Origin of the sequence: Massilia timonae CCUG 45783, assembly GCF_000315425.1 — a bacterium.
In the GTDB taxonomy this organism is placed as follows: domain Bacteria; phylum Pseudomonadota; class Gammaproteobacteria; order Burkholderiales; family Burkholderiaceae_D; genus Telluria; species Telluria timonae.
The window spans coordinates 930415-949966 of sequence record NZ_JH992922.1; the positions used below are offsets into that span (position 1 = coordinate 930415).

The 19552-nt window shown below is 57.4% G+C and carries 15 protein-coding genes; 9 read left to right on the forward strand and 6 right to left on the reverse strand.

Annotated features, from left to right (window positions below):
- Nucleotides 1–46 precede the first annotated feature (46 nt).
- Nucleotides 47–1102 (reverse strand): hypothetical protein, encoded by a 1056-nt coding sequence (locus tag HMPREF9710_RS03950; protein ID WP_040774986.1) that lies wholly within the window; start codon nucleotides 1100–1102, stop codon nucleotides 47–49.
- Nucleotides 1103–1188: 86 nt separating this feature from the next.
- On the opposite strand from HMPREF9710_RS03950, the gene HMPREF9710_RS03955 reads away from it, so the two are divergent.
- A complete protein-coding gene (locus HMPREF9710_RS03955) occupies nucleotides 1189–2439 on the forward strand; it encodes an IS256 family transposase (protein WP_157225494.1) in 1251 nt (416 codons plus the stop codon).
- Between the two features lie 541 nt (nucleotides 2440–2980).
- Here the strand turns inward: HMPREF9710_RS03955 and HMPREF9710_RS27685 are convergent.
- Nucleotides 2981–4573 (reverse strand): TnsD family Tn7-like transposition protein, encoded by a 1593-nt coding sequence (locus HMPREF9710_RS27685; RefSeq protein WP_157225425.1) that lies wholly within the window; start codon nucleotides 4571–4573, stop codon nucleotides 2981–2983.
- Here HMPREF9710_RS27685 and tnpA point away from each other — a divergent pair.
- From tnpA to HMPREF9710_RS03980, 4 genes are all read left to right on the forward strand, one after another.
- Complete coding sequence (gene tnpA / locus HMPREF9710_RS03965; RefSeq protein WP_005664128.1) at nucleotides 4549–4845, forward strand: IS66 family insertion sequence element accessory protein TnpA; 297 nt, start codon at nucleotides 4549–4551, stop codon at nucleotides 4843–4845. The genes HMPREF9710_RS27685 and tnpA overlap by 25 nt on opposite strands.
- Entirely contained in the window at nucleotides 4842–5183 is a 342-nt protein-coding gene (gene tnpB / locus HMPREF9710_RS03970) for an IS66 family insertion sequence element accessory protein TnpB (RefSeq protein ID WP_005664131.1), read from the forward strand. The genes tnpA and tnpB overlap by 4 nt, the downstream gene beginning before the upstream one ends.
- A 57-nt stretch (nucleotides 5184–5240) precedes the next feature.
- Complete coding sequence (gene tnpC, locus HMPREF9710_RS03975) at nucleotides 5241–6761, forward strand: IS66 family transposase (protein WP_005664133.1); 1521 nt, start codon at nucleotides 5241–5243, stop codon at nucleotides 6759–6761.
- Nucleotides 6762–7482: 721 nt separating this feature from the next.
- Nucleotides 7483–8859 carry an ATP-dependent nuclease gene (locus HMPREF9710_RS03980; RefSeq protein ID WP_005664134.1) on the forward strand — a complete coding sequence of 459 codons (1377 nt, stop codon included), beginning with the start codon at nucleotides 7483–7485 and terminating at the stop codon, nucleotides 8857–8859.
- A 20-nt stretch (nucleotides 8860–8879) separates the two neighbouring features.
- On the opposite strand, the gene HMPREF9710_RS03985 is transcribed toward HMPREF9710_RS03980, so the two are convergent.
- Nucleotides 8880–10345, reverse strand: a protein-coding gene (locus tag HMPREF9710_RS03985; RefSeq protein WP_371855218.1) for an IS3 family transposase whose coding sequence is annotated in 2 segments (ribosomal slippage) — nucleotides 8880–9949 and nucleotides 9949–10345 — 1467 coding nt in all. Because the reading frame shifts where the segments join, the coding sequence is not laid out codon by codon here.
- Nucleotides 10346–10505: 160 nt separating this feature from the next.
- Between HMPREF9710_RS03985 and HMPREF9710_RS03995 the strand changes: the two genes are divergently transcribed.
- Together HMPREF9710_RS03995 and HMPREF9710_RS04000 are read left to right on the forward strand one after the other, a co-directional pair.
- Nucleotides 10506–10961, forward strand: a complete 456-nt coding sequence (locus HMPREF9710_RS03995; RefSeq protein ID WP_005664137.1) for a hypothetical protein — start codon at nucleotides 10506–10508, stop codon at nucleotides 10959–10961.
- Nucleotides 10962–10969: 8 nt separating this feature from the next.
- Complete coding sequence (locus HMPREF9710_RS04000; protein WP_005664139.1) at nucleotides 10970–12736, forward strand: UvrD-helicase domain-containing protein; 1767 nt, start codon at nucleotides 10970–10972, stop codon at nucleotides 12734–12736.
- Nucleotides 12737–12855: 119 nt separating this feature from the next.
- On the opposite strand, the gene HMPREF9710_RS26925 is transcribed toward HMPREF9710_RS04000, so the two are convergent.
- The 3 genes from HMPREF9710_RS26925 to HMPREF9710_RS04015 form a co-directional block, all read right to left on the reverse strand.
- Nucleotides 12856–13620 carry an IS5 family transposase gene (locus tag HMPREF9710_RS26925; RefSeq protein WP_229409721.1) on the reverse strand — a complete coding sequence of 255 codons (765 nt, stop codon included), beginning with the start codon at nucleotides 13618–13620 and terminating at the stop codon, nucleotides 12856–12858.
- A 140-nt stretch (nucleotides 13621–13760) separates the two neighbouring features.
- Nucleotides 13761–14996: a Na+/H+ antiporter NhaA gene (gene nhaA / locus HMPREF9710_RS04010; RefSeq protein ID WP_005664141.1), complete on the reverse strand. Its 1236-nt coding sequence runs from the start codon at nucleotides 14994–14996 to the stop codon at nucleotides 13761–13763.
- A 209-nt stretch (nucleotides 14997–15205) separates the two neighbouring features.
- Nucleotides 15206–16687 (reverse strand): SulP family inorganic anion transporter, encoded by a 1482-nt coding sequence (locus HMPREF9710_RS04015; RefSeq protein ID WP_040774994.1) that lies wholly within the window; start codon nucleotides 16685–16687, stop codon nucleotides 15206–15208.
- A 626-nt stretch (nucleotides 16688–17313) separates the two neighbouring features.
- Between HMPREF9710_RS04015 and HMPREF9710_RS26435 the strand changes: the two genes are divergently transcribed.
- On the forward strand, nucleotides 17314–17919 hold the full coding sequence (locus HMPREF9710_RS26435; protein ID WP_005664143.1) for a hypothetical protein: 606 nt from the start codon (nucleotides 17314–17316) through the stop codon (nucleotides 17917–17919).
- 917 nt (nucleotides 17920–18836) lie between these two features.
- Nucleotides 18837–19475, forward strand: coding sequence for a TnsA endonuclease N-terminal domain-containing protein (locus tag HMPREF9710_RS26440; RefSeq protein ID WP_229409722.1), 639 nt, complete (start codon nucleotides 18837–18839; stop codon nucleotides 19473–19475).
- The last annotated feature ends 77 nt before the right edge of the window (nucleotides 19476–19552 follow it).

The following is a 19552-nucleotide window of genomic DNA, read 5'->3' on the forward strand; positions in this document are numbered from 1 at the left end:
GACAAATATTCCCGGCTTGGAATGGCACGGCCCGGGATGTGCCGTGCTAAAAGGTTTCAAAGTCCGGCCGTTCGTCGACGTCGTCCCGATCGACGTCATCCTCGACTAGCCAGGCCTCGATGTTCTGCCTGAGTTCTTCGAGTTCCTTATCGCGGACCGGCACGATTTCAAATTTGCCGGCAGCAGTTTCCTCCGCCAGCGTGATCCGGTACCGCATTTCTGCATAGATAATGCCCCTGTTGCGCGGGTCCTTCAGGCTGACTTCGACGGCACCTCCGTTAACGCTCACATGCCACCCCAACGCGGCATTCACTGCTAGATGGGGCATAAGTGCCTTCCTGAGGCCATTTGTCAGCCAATTCACAAACAGGATTCGTGTTGAGCAGTCGCGGGCAAAGTTTTCTTTGAGATAGCCCGGCATCTGGCCGACGCCACCGTCCACAACCATTCTACGAAGCGGCGCTCCATGTGTGCCGTCATGCTCATCCACGACAAAGCGTAAGCACCCAAAATCCGCAGGTGCAACTCTGCCCATGAAATCGGTGACAACATCGGCATTGGCGAAAGCACTGGAAACGAGACCAGACTCAAGAAAGAACTCGTCATGCCAAGAGGGTGCGACCCAGCGCAGTCCGGTAACGTCCGGCTGGCAGCGTGTGAAGTCGACGAGCATCCGGTCGCGAATCCGCGGGCGGCAGATTTCGATACGCACCCATGGCCTGTCGTACCACATGCGTATCGTGCTGTCGTCGCGGAGAGCTGCTAAGTAAGACTGCATGACTTCAGCGATTCGGTAGTTCAATGCGGACACGCCATCGACCACCTCGGAATGATTGATGATGCGCGACTTCACCGATAGGAACCAGAAGCCTCTTACATTTGCTGGCGCAAGGAGGTCGCCCTCGGACAACTTAGTTAAGGCGACCAATTCTGCAACCATAGTCGGGTTGCGGACGAGTTGAACTTGCTCGATCCGTTCGGCGAGGTCTTCAGCAAGGTGGTTTAGAGCTTGTTCTTTGTCGTCTCTAGCTCGCTGCGATAGAAGATCGCACAGGGTTTGGCTCTGTCCGGCGTTCAATTGCTGCGCCAGAAGCGTCTTCACGTATCGCAGGTAGGGAGCCTGTCAGAATTTCTGTGTGGAACGGGGTCATGAAATAATCCCGAAAGGACTGTTCCATGACCGAAGTGATGACCACCAAGAAGCCCAAAAAACAGAAAGCAGCGTACCCGTTTCCCGTTGAGCTGATCGACCAGTTGCTGGCCCAGGTTGAGAACAAGGACGCCGAGTCGATCCTTGGCGAATCGGGCCTCGCCGGGCAGCTCAAAAAAATGCTGGCCGAGCGTATGTTGTCGGCCGAGTTGAACCACCACCTGGCCAACGAGGAAGACGGCAGCAGAAACCACCGCAACGGTAGCAGCCCGAAGAAGGTCTTGACGCCAGGCGGGGAGCTCCACCTGGACATTCCGCGCGATCGTCTGTCGAGCTTCGAGCCCAAACTGGTGGCCAAACATCAGCGCCGGATGTCGGGCTTCGACGATCACGTTATCAGCATGTACGCTCGTGGTATGAGCGTGCGCGAGATTCAGGCGCATTTGCTGGAGTTGTACGGCACCGAGGTGTCGCCAGACCTGATTTCGACCATCACCGACGAAGTGCTCGAGGAGGTCGCGCAGTGGCAGCAGCGGCCGCTCGAGGCGATGTATCCGATCGTGTATTTCGACGCGTTGCGCCTGAAGATCCGGGACGAAGGCACGGTCAAGAACAAGGCCGTATATCTGGCCTTGGGCATTCGTGCCGACGGCCGCAAGGAAGTGCTGGGTCTGTGGATCGAACAGACCGAAGGCGCCAAATTCTGGCTGAAGGTTTTCAACGAACTCAAGAACCGCGGACTGGACGATATCCTGATCGCCGTCGTCGATGGCCTGCGCGGCTTCCCGGAGGCCATCGAGGCCGTTTATCCGCAAGCGCAGATCCAGACGTGCATCGTGCACCTGATCCGCAATTCGACGACGCTTGCGGCCTGGAAGGACCGGAAGGAACTGGCAGCGGCGCTCAAGCCGATCTACCACGCTGCCAACGCCGAGCTGGCCGAAGCGGCGCTGGATGCCTTTGCAGAAGGCCCATGGGGCACCAAGTTTCCGACCGTGGCCGCGATGTGGCGGCGCCAGTGGCAGCAGGTGATTCCGTTCTTTGCCTACCCACCTGAAGTGCGCACGATCATCTACACGACCAACGCTATTGAAAGCCTGCATATGCGTCTGCGGAAGATCGTCAAGAACCGTGGTCACTTCCCCAGCGACGAAGCCGCGACCAAGTTATTGTTCCTGGCCTTGCGCAATATCGAGAAAGATTGGAAGATGCCACAGCGTACCTGGAAGCAGGCTGCCAACCAGTTCGCCATCATGTTCGGCGAGCGCTTCACGAACGCGATTATCTAACTACGAATTCTGGCCCCGCACACAGAATTTCTGACAGGTCCCAGGTAGGCGTTCGGATCCGGGTTCTCTAGTCCTTGCAAGAGCGATACTGAAACGCCGAGAACATCTGCCAGTGCTGTTGCGTAACCGACGCTTGTCTGTCCGGTTTCCTCGATGCGTTGATAGTGCCGAGCAAGGGACTCGGTCACAGGTTTGCACATCAGCTTTGCGGCACTCGTCGCAAGCGCGCCCTGCGTCAAGCCTTTTTCCTCGCGTAAAGCGCGAAGTCGTGTGGGATTGATTGCGAATGATGGACGTCCCATTTTTGCTCCGTTTGGTAAGTAGGAGCATGATCCACGAACCTGTTTATGTCGTCGATAGACATAAACACGTCATAAACCTCAGGTGCGTCTGTGAAAAGCCGAGAGTAGACTACAAGGAAGGACTGTTGCCGGCCTATTATGTTGCAAAATCGTCAATAAGAATTGGCGCTCCTAGACTCGTTGGCGAAATTAAGTACAGACTATGCCTGCTGAAGCTGAGCTAAGTCAGGCTTTGCAATTTAGGTCTGGATTTTCGTATAGTACCGTCGGCCAGCGGGAGGAAATTGCCGTTCTGGGCAGGGACCGAGCCAGTCCCGTTCGATGCCGCGTTCCGCAAGCAATCGCGTTATAGTCTCAGCATCGTAAGAAACCGATAGATCAACATCCCGAAAAAAATGCATCAGCACGAGTGAGCGATGGTATTCGACTCCTGACTGAGCTCTTACCACGCTGATCGCAGCATGCTTGTGCGCCAGCTTGGCCCATAAAATCCGCCGGGCATAAAAGTGCCAGTTGGATTCCTCGCACTCTTCCAGCGCTCGCAGTGTTTCCGGGAAGGCGTGCCGATCGAGGGCTGCAGGATTCCAGCCAGTGTCTTTGGCGAGACGGTTGATCGTAACTTTTTCTGGCTTCCTGACAGATGCATACAGGGCAGCGGCTGTCTGCATAACCGAGCGCGCCCGCTCGCTATCTTTCTCACTTTTCCGCGGAACTTTGGTCGGGCCTACCGGCCTCGGTTTCAATTGCTGAAGCTTTCGTCTTAGCTGGGTAATCGCTTCCAGATCGAGAGACACAAGTCGCTTCATCAATCCATAATGCGATTTCCACAAATCTTCTATAGAACAATCAGGAATATCGCGAGCATGATCAGCAAGCTCGCGCAAAAGGCCGGCGATACGCTGTTTAACGCTCGGCTTATTAACCCTCCCGGTGCCAATGCCGATGCCGACCGCCCGTCGTTTCATGGCGGGCTGTTCAATGCCCTCCGTTCGCCCATTCCCGCTGGTCGCACCAATGGTGCTCAGGAACTGGGCCGCATCGCGAAACAGGAAATGCGCAAATAGCAGGTGGCGGCCGAGTGGTGGTTCTGTGACACAGGAATCGTTCAGCATCTTCAACCATTCACTGAGCCGGTCGTCACGATAAGCCGCATCCGTCCTGCTGAGAAAGGCTTTTCCATAGAATTTTTCCATCTCCGCCTTCACGCGGACATGGCTCACTCTGTCGTTGCCCCAACTGTAGCCGATTGCGCGTGCGCGTTCACGGTAACTTTCTACCAGCACACGTGGTGACACTGTTGCGCGCTGGGCTGACTGTAGAAGCGTTGCAGAGAACTGGGCGTAGGACAGCGCGACAGGGTCCGCTTCTTGCGCAGGCGATATGCTGTCGAATACATATTTTTTGCAGGTGCATCGCCGCCACGGTACCAGGGCAAGATTGTAGTGCCGGCCAAATGAACACTCGCAGTGAGGGCACTTGTAAAGCAAGCGGGAACCATGCCTGCTGCACACTTCTACGCCGGGAATTTGATGGGACCGGTGAATGTAGCGAACACCATAGACATCCAGATCTTCACGCAGGCATTCCAAACAAAGTCGGATCGTCTCAGTTGAAAACCGCTTTGGCGTACTCGTGGCATTGTTCTCGGCCCCTCTTCTTGGACTGGCAGGAAACGACAGTCCGTTGAAAATTGCGAGAAGTGGGTACAGCGTATGTGAGCGCAAGATCTCCGTAAGCGTGCAGCCCAACCACCTGTAATGTCGCCGCGATGACATGCAGACTCGAGGTTTTCTACTTCGAGGATCCCATGACCCGTCAACGCATTTCCGCATCGACCTGGCATGAGCATGTCGCGCATTGGCGCAGCAGCGGACTGCCTGTCCAAGCCTATGCCCACGAGCATAATATCGGCGTGGAGCGCCTCAGATACTGGGTGCGCCGCATCGAGCGCATGGCCAGTGGCACCCAGCTGCTGCCGGTGCGCATTGGCTCTCCAGGCTCTTCGACTCCCCTGGAACTGCGCAGCGCCTCGGGCTGGAGCCTGCGCATGGATGGCGGCGTCGATGCCGCCTGGCTGGCCAGACTACTGCAGGAGTTGCGGTGAAACTGCTGCCCGAATCGATCTGGCTGGCTGTCGAGCCAGTCGACATGCGCACCGGCATCGACGGACTGTCGCTGCACGTGCAGCAGGCCTTGGGCCGCGCGCCCTGCGATGGGACAGCCTACGTGTTCAGCAACCGGCGCCGCACGCGGATCAAGGTGGTGAGCTGGGATGGCACTGGCGTGTGGATGTGCCTGCGCCGTCTGCATCGGGGCCAGTTCGTCTGGCCGCAGCCGGGCGAGAGTTGCTGGCAGCTCAGTGCCGAGCAGTGGCAGTGGCTGGTGATGGGCGTGGACTGGCAGCGCCTGTCGGCCCAGGCGCCGGCACAGTGGCGGCTATAGATGCCGACGTAAACTGTTTCGCTTGTAAACGTCGGACCGGTTCGCTACACTTTCACCATGAACCTGCTCGATCAACTTGCCCAGACCGATATCGCCCCAGCCATGCTGGCGCAGGTTCGGGCGCTGTTCGAGCAACAGCAGGCGCAGCTGGCCGAGAAGGACTTCAAGATCACGGCATTGACACACGAACTGGCCTACCTGAAGCGCATCCGCTATGGCAAGGCCAGCGAAGTGCTCACCGGCGAGCAGCGTTCGCTGTTCGAGGAAGCGGTCGACATGGACCTGGCCGCCATCGAGCAGGAGCTGGAGAATCAAGCCAGCGTCAAACCTGCGCGCAAGCGCGCCGGTCGTCAGGCACTGCCACCGGAACTGCCACGCATCGAGCACCGCCACGAGCCCGAGTCGTGCGCTTGCGGTCAGTGCGGCGCCAACCTGGTCAAGATTGGCGAGGACGTCAGTGAGCAGCTCGACGTGGAACCGGCGCGCTTCTTCGTGCACCGCCACATTCGCCCGCAATATGCTTGTCGCGCCTGCGAGACCGTGACGGCGGCGCCGGTGCCGCCAGCGGTGATCGACGGTGGCCTGGCCGCACCCGGCCTGCTGGCATGGGTTGCCGCCAGCAAGTACCTCGATCACCTGCCGCTGTACCGGATCGAGCAGATCGCCGCGCGCCAGGGCGTGCCGCTGGCGCGCTCGACACTGGCGCAGTGGATCGGGCGGATTGGCGTGGCCCTGCAGCCACTGGCCGAACGCCTGAGCGAGCTTCTGCGCCAGCGCAGCTGCCTGCATGCCGACGAAACGCCGGTGCGCCAGCTCGATCCTGGCAGCGGCAAGACCCGCCAAGCCTATTTATGGGCCTACCGCTCCGGCACTTGGGAGGATGGGCCACCGATCGTCGTCTTCGATTACCAGGAAAGCCGGGCCGGCAAGCACGCCCGCGATTTCCTTCAGGACTGGCGCGGCCACCTGATGGTGGACGACTACGCCGGCTACAAAGCCCTGTTTGCCAATGGGCCGACCGAACTGGCGTGCCTGGCGCACATCCGTCGCAAATTCTTCGACCTGCACGCTGCCAGCAGCAGTCCTGTCGCCGACGAGGCGCTGCGCCGCATTGCGCAGTTGTACGCCATCGAGCAGGACGGCGCAGACACAACGCCGTCCGAACGGCTGGATCTGCGCCAGGCGCGCGCCGTGCCGGCGCTGGCCGATCTGCACGCCTGGCTGCTGTCGATGCAGCGCACCGTCGCCATCGGAAGTGGTACGGGCAAGGCCATCGAACACTCCCTCAAGCGCTGGAATGCCCTAGTGCGCTATGCCGATTCCGGCATCCTTCCGATCGACAACAACCCGGTCGAGAACGCGATCCGTCCCATCGCCATCGGTAAAAAGAACTGGCTGTTTGCCGGCTCTGAACGCGCCGGCCGCCGCGCCGCCGTCATCCAGAGCCTGTTTGCCACTGCCAAACTCAACGGCCTGGACCCGGCACGCTGGCTCGCTGAGACACTTGAGAAACTGCCTACCTGCCCGAACAGCCGAATCGACTCGCTGCTGCCATTTTCGGACTCTACGCTGGCTTGATTCCGCTGTGAAGGTGGAGCGGTTGGACGCTTACAGATCTCCAATGTGCACGCTTCCACATCCTCACCTATCCGCGGTCCGAGCATCTCGATATGCGGGGGGATCCAGGCAGACAAATTGAACGGGGCGCAGTTGAATAACTCCTGGAAAGTGGCGGTCGGTGTCCCGTTACAGCTCAGTATATGAAACCGCCCGACAACGGAAATGATTGCTTCATCTGGCAAGGACGGCGCGACGAGGCAATGCTCAGGCCCAGTTGTTGCAAGAGATATAGGCGTATCACTCTGCAGCAGGTGCCGGTCGTGACTTGGTTGCACCAGAGAATCGGATGATATTCTTGTTGCCATGACGGTCCCGCTGCCCTATCGGACGAGCACTAGGCTCGCTGTGCTTGTTCTTACTTTAGGCTGCGCAGCGGTTGGGGACAAGGGTCCTCGAGTGGTTGGAACTGAAATCGGCTACTGATGGCCGCAGACTACAGTTTCAAGCGTCTGCGCGCACGTGGTTTGACAAACATTGATGGCACATCAACAGAGCACTCTACCGCCGCAGAGCTAGATTTGACAAACATTGACGAATCAGTAACATACCTAAGCTGTTGATTTTACAGGTGCGGATTTGACAAACATAATTTTGCTCTCTCAAGTGGTGCTTAAAGCACTTTGGGTGATGTTGTCGTTCGTGATAGTGTTCTTTCTTTTCTGCATCAAGGACGGGAAGGATGTACATCAGCGAACTGACGGTTGAGGGGTTCCGCGCATTTAATCAGCCATTTACCGTGAAGTTGAACAAAGGTCTGACGGTAATGGTTGGCGAAAACGGTGCCGGCAAGACTGGCGTCATTAGTGCGCTGCGGCAGTTGTTCGTTGATTCGGAAGCTGGGCGTTACGCTGTGGACGATCAGGACTTCCACCTCGGTTTTGCTGTAGGTGACGCACGCGCGCAAAGCTTTAAGGTCTCCGCGACATTTTCCGCTTTAGACATGGCCGAGAAACTAGCTTTCATGGCTTGGGAAGATATCGATCACAACACCAAACTACATCTGCACGTCGAGACCCGTGAATACCGTGCCCGGCCTAAGCGGTCGCTATGGGCCGGCAAGACTAAGGCCACGGTGGAGCCGGAGGTCCTCGACCTGATCCGCTGTATTTACTTGCCGCCGCTACGCGACGCGGAAGAGAAACTGTCGAACGGCTCGCGGTCCCGACTTGCGAAGCTGCTGAAGGTCATCTGCAAGAAGGACTTGTTGAAGCACGAGGATGATGGCACGGATCATCCTCTGGTCGCGAAAGTAAAGGAGTTCAACAAAGAGCTAGCGGAGTGCGACGATTACGAGATCAAGAAGGCCAATGCGCTGATTTCGGATAGCTTGAAGAAGGCGATCGGGGAAAGCCTAGCGCAGGGTACGCGCATCCAGTTTTCGGAAAGTGATTTCTCGCGAATCGTTGAGAGCTTGCGTTTGCTGTACTTCCCGGACTTGTCCGCGGTGGACACTAGCCAATTCCGCAGCCTGAATGAAAACAGCTTGGGCTACAACAATCTGATCTACATTGCCTCGATCCTGGCTGAGCTGCATCTCGAATCTAAGCTTCCTGACCAGGACAACGGCCTCTTCCATCTCTTGCTGATTGAAGAGCCAGAGGCGCATTTGCATCCGCAGCTGCAAACGCGCCTTCTGAAGTATCTGGCTGACACGGCGCAGGAAACTGGGGTTCAGGTCATCGTGACCACGCATTCTACCGTGCTTGCCTCGGCAGTGCCGATGCATGCCATTGTGCACATGACCGCCGGAGCACCGCCTGTCGCGACCCGTCTAGCCGAGTGCGGTCTCCCGGATAAGAGTGAACGCTTCGTGAACCGATGGTTGGATGTTACCAAGTCCAACCTGCTGTTTGCGCGCGGCCTGATGTTTGTGGAGGGCATCGCTGAAGCGATTTTACTGCCGGAATTGGCGAAGCTTGTGCTGAAAGCACAGCCTATAGGAAAGCAAACTTTGCATGACCTGGGGGTGAGTGCGATCAATCTCAATGGCATCTACTTCAAGCACTTCATGCAGCTGCGGAACGTGTCAATGAATTTGAAACACCTGGTGGAATGATGAGAGTCTAACTCTCTTGTTCAGGCTGCTTTTTTCTCCGTGACTGGTGGATTGATCCATGCCGCTGTCGGCAATTTGGTCTGTCGTGGTACGCAGTGCTTGAAGCGGCCCGGCGTGCGTTGGTAGGCGCTTTCAAGCGTTGCCTGGCGCAGCTTGCGGATCTCGGCGGCACGGCCGGCATGGACGCTTTCCGGGGTCATCATGCCGATGCCGGAATGGCGGTGCTGCTGGTTGTACCAGGTGAAGAAGGCTGCGCAGTGGGCGCGTGCGTCAGCGAGCGAGCCAAAGCGCGCCGGGAAGCCGGGCCGGTACTTCAAGGTCTTGAATTGCGCCTCGGAATACGGGTTGTCATCCGAAACGTAAGGGCGGCTATGCGATTTGGCGATGCCCAGATCGCTCAGCAGCGTAGCGACCGGCTTGGAGCGCATGCTGCTGCCGCGATCGGCATGCAGGGTCAAGGTACCAGGCGCGATATTTTCCTTTGCGGCGCTGTCGGCGATCAGCTGTTCGGCCAGTTCGGCGGTCTCCCGTTCGGCCACCATCCAGCCGACGACGTAGCGGCTGAAGATGTCGAGGATGACGTACAGGTGGAAACAGGTGCCCCGGACCGGTCCCTTGAGTTTGGTGATGTCCCAGCTCCACACCTGGTTTGGTGCGACGGCCAGCAGTTCCGGCTTGGTGTACTCCGGATGGCGCAACTGGTTACGGCGTTCGCGCACGGCAGCGCAGCCTTGTAGCAGGCGGTACATCGTGCGTACCGACGCCACATAGCGCCCTTCGTCGAGCAGTTGAGCGTGGATGGCGGCCGGCGCACAATTGGCAAAGCGTGGGCTGTTGAGCACCTCCAGCACGACACGCCGCTCATGCTCGGACAACGCGAGCGGTGGCCGTCGGGCTGGCGCAGCCGGCGTCACGGGCGCTAACGAACCAGGTCGTTGCGCGGTGCGATGGCGATATAGTGCGCTGCGCGGCAATTGCAATGCGCGGCAGGCTGCGGCCACGCCAACTTCGCCGGCGAGGTGATTGGCGGCGCTGATCACTTCGGCTCGCTCGGCGTGTCGGCCGTACTCAGCCCCAGCAGGGTGGAAAGTTTTTTTTGGACGTCAATGATCAGGTCGGCCTTGGCCAACTTGTCTCGCAGGCGCGCCACCTCTGCCTCCAGGTCGCGCACCTTGCGGTCCTGAGCAGCAGCTAGGTCGACCTTTGGGCCACGCTTGCGCGCGAGGACTTGAGAGGCCGCAGCGGCCTGGCGTTGCTTGCGCCAAGTGGCCAGATGGGACGAATAAATGCCTTCGCGGCGGAGCAAGGCACCGATGTCGCCAGGCGCCTGGCAGGAGTCGGCAGCGGCAAGAATGCGCAGCTTCTCGGCGTTGGAAAACGTGCGTCGCTTGGCGACCGGGACGACCTCGGGATCGGGACGGTCCACTGGCGTGGCTGGGCTGCTGGGTTCGACAGAATTGCTGATTTGATGCTTTCGGCTGTGCATGTTGGGGACCTACCGCTGTACTCTAAATTAATCGGGTAGGTGTCTCAAGTTATATTGGCACAGGGGGCTGTTCTGCAATATCGATCCCGCTGTGCCCGGCGCTAACATACCAGTACGTTGTGCCGGACTGACCGATCTTGATCCTCCCAAGACGGAAACAATGAACATTGGCGGCAAGGACGTAGTGGTAAATGTCAAACCGCATGCAGGGAACCTTCGCAAGGGAACCAATCACGCCCTGGAGTTGATCCCTGAAATCGCTACGTCTGTACATGCGCGCCTTTTTGTCGGTTTGTACAAGACCTTCGAGTACGACTTGGCCATGGAGGGAGGAAACATTAGGCCGATGGCTAAGGTTATGCATGACGAGTGGGAGACGAACGGGAAGAATAAGCAGCGCTTGGCGGAGCTGTGCGACCCGAAGACTGATTGGGCGGTAGCCAATCCCGCGGAGAAGGCGGATGCCGCGTTCGAGCTGCTGGAACTGATCGAGAACGGCGACATGGGGAAGGGGCTGTTCGCGCAACTGCTCGCTGACGCGGTCGCGAATGGTACTGCTGAGCTTGTGGTTCCGAACTACATCGCAGATGCGATCAAGTGGAGTTGCAAGCTCTGAGGCCTACAATGACCGATTTTTCCAAAGAACAGATTGCCTACGTCGAAGAACCGCTGGCCCATAACGTCTACCTGCGTGCATGCCCCGGCAGTGGAAAGACCGAAGTCATTGCCGCGAAAGTTGCTAAGGAAATGCGCGAGTGGCTGCATTTCCCGGCGGGGATCGCCGTGCTGTCATTCTCGCGCAGCGCAACGGGTGAACTGGTCGAACGCATCGCATTGGCCCGGCGCGGCGGCCGCAGCACTTTTCCGCATTTCGTGGGTACGGTGGACAGCTTTTTCCTGAAGCTGATTGTCAACCCGCTTGCCCACCGATTGACGGGTTACAAGGGGCGCGACGAGGATTTTGCGATACGTGTTGTGGATGAGAAAGCGGTCTGCTTCCATCGGACAAAGTACAAGATCGACCATGAGCACATCCCAGCCAATCGTTTCGACTGGGACCCAGCTGCGGACCGGTTCGTGTTTCGGCATCCCGTGCCCGCCAAGCAGCGGGCGCTGAATGCACTGAAATTGGAAAAGTACCAGCTCGAGGATCTCGCCGCAGCGAAGGCAGCCTTCAATTCCAATGGTTTCGCTACCTATAAGGATGTGGAGCGGTTGGCTCTGGAGATCCTGAGTAGTGAGCAGTTTAACGAGCATGTGTACCGCTTAGTAGCACGGTACCCGCATATCATGGTCGACGAGTGCCAAGACCTGTCGGCGGATCAAATTGCGATCTTTGCGCAACTTGCGGGGAGAGGGGTGACCTTCCACCTCATCGGCGATCTGGAGCAAGCGATCTATTTGTTCAGGAATTGCAAACCGGACGACGTCGCGGAATTCGTGCGCGCTCTGGATTGCAAAGAAATGCTGTTGCGGCGGAATTTTCGCAGCGGGCAAAGTATCGTCAACCTGCATGGCGCACTTGTCAAAGCCGATAAGATCACAGGGCAAGCAAATTACGCTGAAGCAACGTGTTACCTCGTGGAGTACCGGGATTGCCCAAGTGAGGCACTGGGGATTTTTGACGAGCTGGCGGCAGACCATGCGCGGTCTGTGATCGTGGCGCGTGGGCACAGTACGCTGCACAGGATGCGCGTGGGCGAAGCGGCACAGGGCGCGGTACAAGGGCTTGCTGCAGCCATTGCGAGCTTCGCGCGCGGGCGTGCCGGTGATTTGCATGAGGCCTTGTCCGCATTTGCCGGGTACTTGGCAGAGGAATGCATCCAGCAGGATACTTTGGGGGAAGACGCCTTCTGCCGGCCTGTGGAAATGCAGTCGGCATTGGATTGGCACCGATTTCTTTCTGACTGCTTGTCCGTGCTTGTTGAGGCGGGTTTGGCAGAGCAGTCCCTTACTTGGTCGGCCTGGTGTGCTTTGCACAAGAAGGCGCTTGCTACCTTGGCGACAGTACCGTGTCCAAATGCTGAGTGCGAGAGCGTTCACAGAGCACTCATGGCGCGGCAGCATCGGGCCCCCTCGGGACTGGGCGCGGCCTTGGTGGGAGCGGTGATTGCACCCGGAAGTCCGCGTTCAGCCAAACGCCGGCTGGCGACCATTCACGAAGTGAAAGGGGAAACCCATGACTTGACCATGCTTGTGTCGAGCAGCCGGCAGGGCGAGCAAGCACACTGGAAGGAGTGGGTGGGTAATCCCGCATCCGAGGCGGCCCGATTGGCTTATGTCGCTTCCTCACGGCCGCGTCACATCCTGATCTGGGCGGTTAAGACGTTGAAAAAGAATGAACGAGAGGCTTTGATGCTGCTGGGTTTCCATAAATCTCTGCAGCTCTGAGTTCCATCACTAGCTGCGCTTGCTCCCCGCGCGATCGATTACTAGCCAGTTTTGCTCTGTCGGACAGTAGGTATTTTTACTTCTACTTGTCCGCCTTTACTGCATGCGACTTAGAGCGCCTAACAAAACCTCTCGAAATACCGCCAACAGATGAGCGAGCAGGCAAGCGACAGGAATGCCTGATGGATGTCTGCTCGCCGCTCGTACCGGATGCGCAATCTGCGGAAGCGGTGCAGCCAACCCAAGGTTCGCTTGACGAGCCAACGCCACCGTCCAAGCTTTTCGCGCGACTCTACACCATAGCGCGCGATGCGAGCGGCGATGCCCCGACTGCGCAGCCAAGCCCGATGGGCTCTCGAAGCGTACGCTCGGTCAGCATGCAACTTACCTGGGCGTTTGCGGGCACGGCCAGCCAACCCTTTCATTGCCGGGATCGACTCTACCAACGGGATGAGGAAACGCGAGTCATGTACTTGGGCGCCCGACATCTGAGCCACCAGCGGAAGCACACGCCCATCGACCAGCAAATGGTGTTTGCTTCTAAGTTTGCCGCAATCGGTTGGGTTTCGGCCTGTGTGCTCGCCCCCGGCAGGTGCCGGTACGCTTGCAGCGTCAACGCAAGCTCGATCCCACATTATCTGGTCGTGCTCTCGGAGCCGTCGAAGAATCGCCGCGTGGATACGCTGCCAAACGCCGGCTAGCATCCATTTATGAAGGCGACGCCAGCATGTCATGCCACTGCCGAGTTCGCGCGGCAAGTACTCCCACGGTATTCCAGTCTTGAGAACAATCAGGATTCCGGTCAGGGCGGCGCGATCATCGATGCGCGGGCGGTTGCCTTTCGGCGATGGGCTATGGGTCGGAAGATGAGCTGCTATTAGCAACTACAGGTCTTCGGGAAGAAGTGCACGGGCCATGGCATCAGTTCGTCTACGAACACGGACGCCATGTTAGTGCCCTGACTGGACCAGCGTACGTCCGCTATCGACCCAAAGCGGACATTGCCTCTGCCGGAGTCAGTTCTTTAGGAATCGGGTTTCGGGCTGTCTGGCCTAACCGATCCGTCATCGAAATCCATTGTGTCTGGATCAGGGTCGGATGCCAGCGGTGTTCCCATAAACTTCAGCCACGCGAAACCTACTAGCCCGGCCGTGAGGGACGCTAGCAGGATTGCCATCTTTGAGGAAGTGATCACGCCGGCTTCTCCGGTATAAGCCAGGTTGGTGATAAAAATCGACATCGTGAAGCCGATGCCGCCAAGCAGGCCTGCGCCCAGCACATGACGCCACGCGAGGTCGAGCGGCAGGCGGCAGATGCCGAGCGAGACGGCGGCGAAGCTGAAGAGCAGGATGCCGATTGGCTTGCCGACGATCAGTCCAAGCAGGATGCCGAGGCTGTTGGCCGACAAGAGTTCTTCAGCCCAGCCTGCGCCGACGACAATCCCCGTATTTGCCAAGGCGAACACGGGCAGAATAAGGAAGGCGACTGGCGTGTGCAACGCATTCTCCAGGCGATGCGAGGGAGACTCGGCATCATCTTGCTTAGCCGAGTAAGGAATGGCAAAGGCTAGCAGCACCCCAGCGACAGTCGCGTGTACGCCGGACTTGAGCATCAAGAACCACATCAGCGCGCCACCCAGCAGGTATGGCACGAGCGCCATGATGCGTAGCACGCGGTTCATCAGGATCAGGATCGCAAAGACACCAAGTGCGGCCAGCAGGTAGAGGAAGGAAAACTCTGCCGTGTAGAACACGGCGATAACGATAATCGCGCCAAGATCGTCCATAACGGCGAGCGCGGTCAGAAAAATCTTGAGGGAAGCCGGTACCCCGCTGCCGAGCAGGCTCAGCACTCCTAGTGCGAATGCAATGTCGGTCGCCATCGGGATGCCGATGCCTGCCTGGGTAATTGTCCCACCATTGAACATGAAGTGGATGAGCGCCGGAATGGTGAGGCCACCTACAGCGGCCATGATCGGCAGCATGGCATTCCTGATGTCGGACAGTTCGCCGTTATACAGTTCGCGTTCAAGCTCCAGGCCGATGAGCAGAAAGAAAATCGCCATCAGCGCATCGTTCACCCAGTGCTCGATGCTCAGGCCCCCAACATACTGGTGCCAGAATCCAAGATAGCCCTTCCCCCACGGGGAATTGGCGATGATCAGCGAAGCCAGTGTGCAGAGGATCAGGAGGACTGCCCCCGCCTTGCCGGAATGGGCAAACTGCTTGAACGTGGCCGATAGTCGCTTTTCAACACGCATTTTTCTTCTCCGCCTTTGTTTGTGTGGTTTTACGGCTTGGCTGGCGATATTAGCCTACTGGAAGTAGTCAACGCACACTCTTGGATGTCTGCTTTTGGCCGAAGCGGGCCGTTCGGCTCAGCATAGCACCTCACCCGGCTAGAAATTGCAGGCCGTCACAAAGGGCAGCAGGCGACCGCAAGCGGACATTCCCAGACGGGTTGCCGAGGCTAGTGCCCGATCAGCACATCATGGCCGTCATGCTTGTCGTGGATACCAAATTTATCTACTAGCGTGGCGCTCGCCTCGTTGAGACCATGAACCTCTACTTGCGCACCGAGCCTGCGAAACTTGAACACGACCTTGTCCAAGGCACTGATCGCGGTGATGTCCCAGAAGTGCGCATGGGTGAGATCAATGTGCACCCTGTCGAGAGTTTCGGTGTAGTCGAACGAATGGACGAGCTGATCCGAAGAAGCGAAGAACACCTGCCCCGTCACTTGGTATCGGCGGGCGCGCCCCCCATCGTCGGTGTGCGAGCTGACATTGAGAAGCCGGCTGACCTTTTGAGCGAAGAAGACGCCTGACAGCAAGACGCCGGTCAGCACACCCTTCGCCAGGTCATGGGTCGCCACGGTGACAACGACTGTTGCGACCATGACGATGCTCGAACTGGCCGGGTGCTCGCGCAAATGCTTGATCGAGCCCCAGTTGAAAGTGCCAATCGACACCATGATCATCACTGCGACGAGCGCTGCCATTGGAATCTGCCTGACCCATTCACCTAGGAACACGACCAGAATAAGAAGCACGACACCGGCGGTCAAAGTTGAGAGACGGCCGCGTCCACCGGACTTCACGTTGATGACCGATTGTCCAATCATCGCGCAACCAGCCATACCGCCAATGAAGCCGGTGGCAATGTTGGCAACGCCCTGGCCCACGCATTCGCGGTTCTTGTCACTCTTGGTATCGGTGAGGTCGTCGACGATGGTGGCAGTCATCAGCGACTCGAGCAGACCTACCACCATCAGCGTTACCGAGTAAGGCAGAATGATCTGGAGGGTTTCAAGATTGAACGGCACATTTGGGATCAGGAAGGCTGGCAGGCTATCCGGAAGCTGACCCATGTCGCCCACAGTCCGAATGTCCAGGCCCAGTGCAAGTGACATACCAGTGAGCACGACAATCGCTACCAACGGGGATGGCACCGCGCGCGTCACATAAGGCAGGCCGTAGATGATTGCCAAGCCTGCAGCCGTGACGGCGTACACGTGCCAGGTAACGTTGGTCAGTTCAGGCAGCTGCGCCATGAAGATCAGGATGGCCAGCGCGTTCACGAAGCCCGTCACAACCGAGCGTGAGACAAAGCGCATCAGCCGCCCGAGCTTTATCCAACCCGCAGCGATTTGCAGTACCCCTGCGAGGATGGTGGCCGCAAGCAGGTAGTCCAAGCCATGGGTTTTTACCAGTGTCACCATAACAAGGGCCATGGCTCCAGTTGCAGCCGAAATCATGCCTGGGCGCCCTCCAAAGAAAGCGATCAAGGTGGCGATGGAGAACGAGGCGTACAAACCAACTTTCGGGTCTACGCCAGCAATGATAGAAAAAGCGATTGCCTCGGGAATGAGCGCGAGCGCGACTACAAGACCTGCAAGCAGGTCATTACGGACGTTGGACAACCAGTCCTGGCGAATAGTTTGTAGTGACATAGATATACCTTCTCAAGCGGGTGTCGCCGAGTTACAGATGAATAAGCGCGCTGCGCGGCTAGCCGCGTGCAGCGGATTGGGACGGAGATTGATAGGCACGACGTCGCACGACGCGATATCGATTTATGTGCCAATGAGAAGGGGTCTTACGGGGGAGTAACGGAGCAAAAATAACCGCGTGGCATACCGGCTCCTGGGTAGGAAGGAGCGTCCTGCCCGATACATAGACAAGCGCACTCAGCGGCGTGTGTCGCGCGCGAAGTTGTGTCAGATGTAGGGAAAGGACCAGTCATAACCCGCTATTTTGCGCCGCAGCGTGGATGCAGTCAAGGCGCTAGTGAATGTCTGCTTCTGGCCGAAAGCGGACGGTCAGCACGGCTCAGTGTACTCGGCTGTTGCCTGCTGAGCAACTAAAGGGTTTGTTAGGCGCTCTAAAGTGCTCTTGCATAAAGCGAGGAGAACGCTAGCGTTGAGTATCGCGTAAGAGAGAAGTAGTTTGCTGCTTGAAGCGTAGCTCTTCTACACTATGTCCGGTACGCATTTGCGGGAAGTGGGTCTCTAGATTGCGGTCGCTTGCAAAAACATGACTTGCTCATCAAGTCGGACGTATGCCACGATCGGCCACCATGGATCAGCAAACCATCATCCAGCGCTTACGAGCGTGCATTGAGACGGCGTCGACGCAGACGTTCCTGCGTCGCGATTTCGCGCACTTGGGCAGTGCGCGGCAGCTGAGCCGATGCTTGGCCATGCTGCAGGATGAGGGAATCATTGAGCATGCCGGCTACGGCCTTTACCTGCGACCAAACACAATTACGATAGAGAATGCGATACGTGCCATCCGCGACCGGCTTGGGCCCCGCGCGCGGCGCCTTGTAACCATCTCTGGCGTGACGGTCGCTCTAGGCGACACTCGAGAGCGGCCGAACCCACAAACCCTGCTCGATGCGAAAAAACTTGCCTCGGCCGTACGCGTCGTCCAATGCTGCACGGTCGACGAAATTCGGCGCAAGAGTTTAGAAAATATTGAGCGCTGGAACAGCAAGGGTACGTGGGTATCAGCGCACGACGAGTGGCGAGCGCTAATGGAGCACGGGACTGATGAGGAAATTATCGCTGTGATGACTGGGACTGATGAGCGGTGTAACCGCCTGCGACAGTCGCCGCCCTATGTTGGCCTTGTCGAGCCGGTCGAATTGCGTACGGTGACGCGGCGGCTGATGCCGCGCTGAAGCGCTCATGCCCATATTGTCAGCTTGCCGGACTAATGCCGTCGTGCGCTGCAGACGGCCACAGTTTCCAACGTTGGAAATAGACGGCCACTTGGTGATGACAAGGCTGGCATGGGCGCTCAGGACGACAGTTTATTTCCATAAGTCGCTGATTTTAAAGGGTAATTCCTGTATAATGGAGGCTATTACTAACCTCTCTAGGAGACCCAAAATGAAGCGGAAAAACGGTACTGTGAAGCGAGCAAAAATCCGGAAAAATCGAGCTACTGATGGCGGGCATGCTACCCTCAGAGCGTTCCGTTTGCTGCATAGTTTGAAAAACGCTCTGAGGGTAGCATGCCCGCCAGGTACTGTCAATTTATACAGTATTTGTTAAGGTGCCGATCATGCCCTTTAATTCAATCATTTCTGGATATTTGTTGCTATTAAGGCCTTCTTGGAGCATTAAGGCGCTAGGACGTTATAAAGCATCCAGGAAATCTTCTACTGTTCAAAGGCCGCTTCTATAGCGGCCTTTCGTTTTATGGAACCTTGATTATCGCTGTCGAGTGCACAGCGAAAGGCTCGCTCCAACCTATGCTCATCTGTTCGCTACGTGTGAAGCGGTTACGTTACAGGGACCGAGACAATCAGCAAGATCTAGGTCTTCCATTACTTACTTAGTGGAATCTTTAGCTTGGTGACGTTCCCAGGCAGGTGCTACTTCACCTTGAACTAACCGTTTTTAGCTTTAGACTGATTGGATTGGATGCAGGACTCCTGGCGAGCTTACATAGTGCGCAACAGGCGGCATGATGAGACGGGCACCGATCACTTCAGATGACGTCAGCAGATGGAAGGCTCAAGGGCTCGGTTTAGGCGAAACCGTGAGCTACAAACCTTGGATTGACGTTCGATGCTTCTCATCGAGAGGTCGCATGAGCCGTCGGCCAGGTGTGACGACTGGTAGGATGCATCATCTATTTTCTGACAACGAAAGTTTCTTCTTTTTGATGGCGGACTACGCGGCCGACGTCGTTGATATCCGGGAACAATTTCCACTATTTCCGGAGTCTGCCACCCAGCGCATCGCATCGTCGTTGGAAGTCCGTCACCCACGCTACCCCGGAAGCCGAACGCCGATCGTCATGACGACCGATTTTCTGCTGACGAGGATTGATAGGGCTGGCAAGCGGTCCCTTGTAGCCTATAGCATCAAGAGCGCGGACGACTTGCGTGGTCGAGGCCGGAAGTCTGTGCTCACCAAACTGGAGATTGAGCGACGGTATTGGCTATTGCGCGGTATCCCATGGTACCTGTTTACAAACGCTGAATTCGACAAGACAGTCATCGACAATCTAGAGTGGCTCAGCTACTTCACGGTAGATCATGGCGTTCATCCGGATGCTTTCGTGAAGCAGCTGCCCCGGTTTCTTGAGGCGTTCAATACACCGTCGTTACAAGATCTAACGCTCGCGAAGCGCTTGCGGGAATGCACGGCAGTGTTGAGTTCCGCTGTTTCTCTTGAACTGGCGACCGACATGTTTCGCTATTGTAGTTGCGGAACGTGTCAATGAATTTGAAACACCTGGTGGAATGATGAGAGTCTAACTCTCTTGTTCAGGCTGCTTTTTTCTCCGTGACTGGTGGATTG

Excerpts from the sequence above, each read along its gene's own strand:
- HMPREF9710_RS03955 (WP_157225494.1), top strand. The coding sequence starts at position 1,189 with ATGACCACCAAGAAGCCCAAAAAACAGAAAGCAGCGTACCCGTTTCCC.
- tnpA (WP_005664128.1), top strand. The coding sequence starts at position 4,549 with ATGACCCGTCAACGCATTTCCGCATCGACCTGGCATGAGCATGTCGCG.
- HMPREF9710_RS27685 (WP_157225425.1), bottom strand. The coding sequence starts at position 4,573 with ATGCGGAAATGCGTTGACGGGTCATGGGATCCTCGAAGTAGAAAACCT.
- tnpC (WP_005664133.1), top strand. The coding sequence starts at position 5,241 with ATGAACCTGCTCGATCAACTTGCCCAGACCGATATCGCCCCAGCCATG.
- HMPREF9710_RS03980 (WP_005664134.1), top strand. The coding sequence starts at position 7,483 with ATGTACATCAGCGAACTGACGGTTGAGGGGTTCCGCGCATTTAATCAG.
- HMPREF9710_RS03995 (WP_005664137.1), top strand. The coding sequence starts at position 10,506 with ATGAACATTGGCGGCAAGGACGTAGTGGTAAATGTCAAACCGCATGCA.
- HMPREF9710_RS04000 (WP_005664139.1), top strand. The coding sequence starts at position 10,970 with ATGACCGATTTTTCCAAAGAACAGATTGCCTACGTCGAAGAACCGCTG.
- nhaA (WP_005664141.1), bottom strand. The coding sequence starts at position 14,996 with ATGCGTGTTGAAAAGCGACTATCGGCCACGTTCAAGCAGTTTGCCCAT.
- HMPREF9710_RS04015 (WP_040774994.1), bottom strand. The coding sequence starts at position 16,687 with ATGTCACTACAAACTATTCGCCAGGACTGGTTGTCCAACGTCCGTAAT.
- HMPREF9710_RS26435 (WP_005664143.1), top strand. The coding sequence starts at position 17,314 with ATGGATCAGCAAACCATCATCCAGCGCTTACGAGCGTGCATTGAGACG.
- HMPREF9710_RS26440 (WP_229409722.1), top strand. The coding sequence starts at position 18,837 with ATGAGCCGTCGGCCAGGTGTGACGACTGGTAGGATGCATCATCTATTT.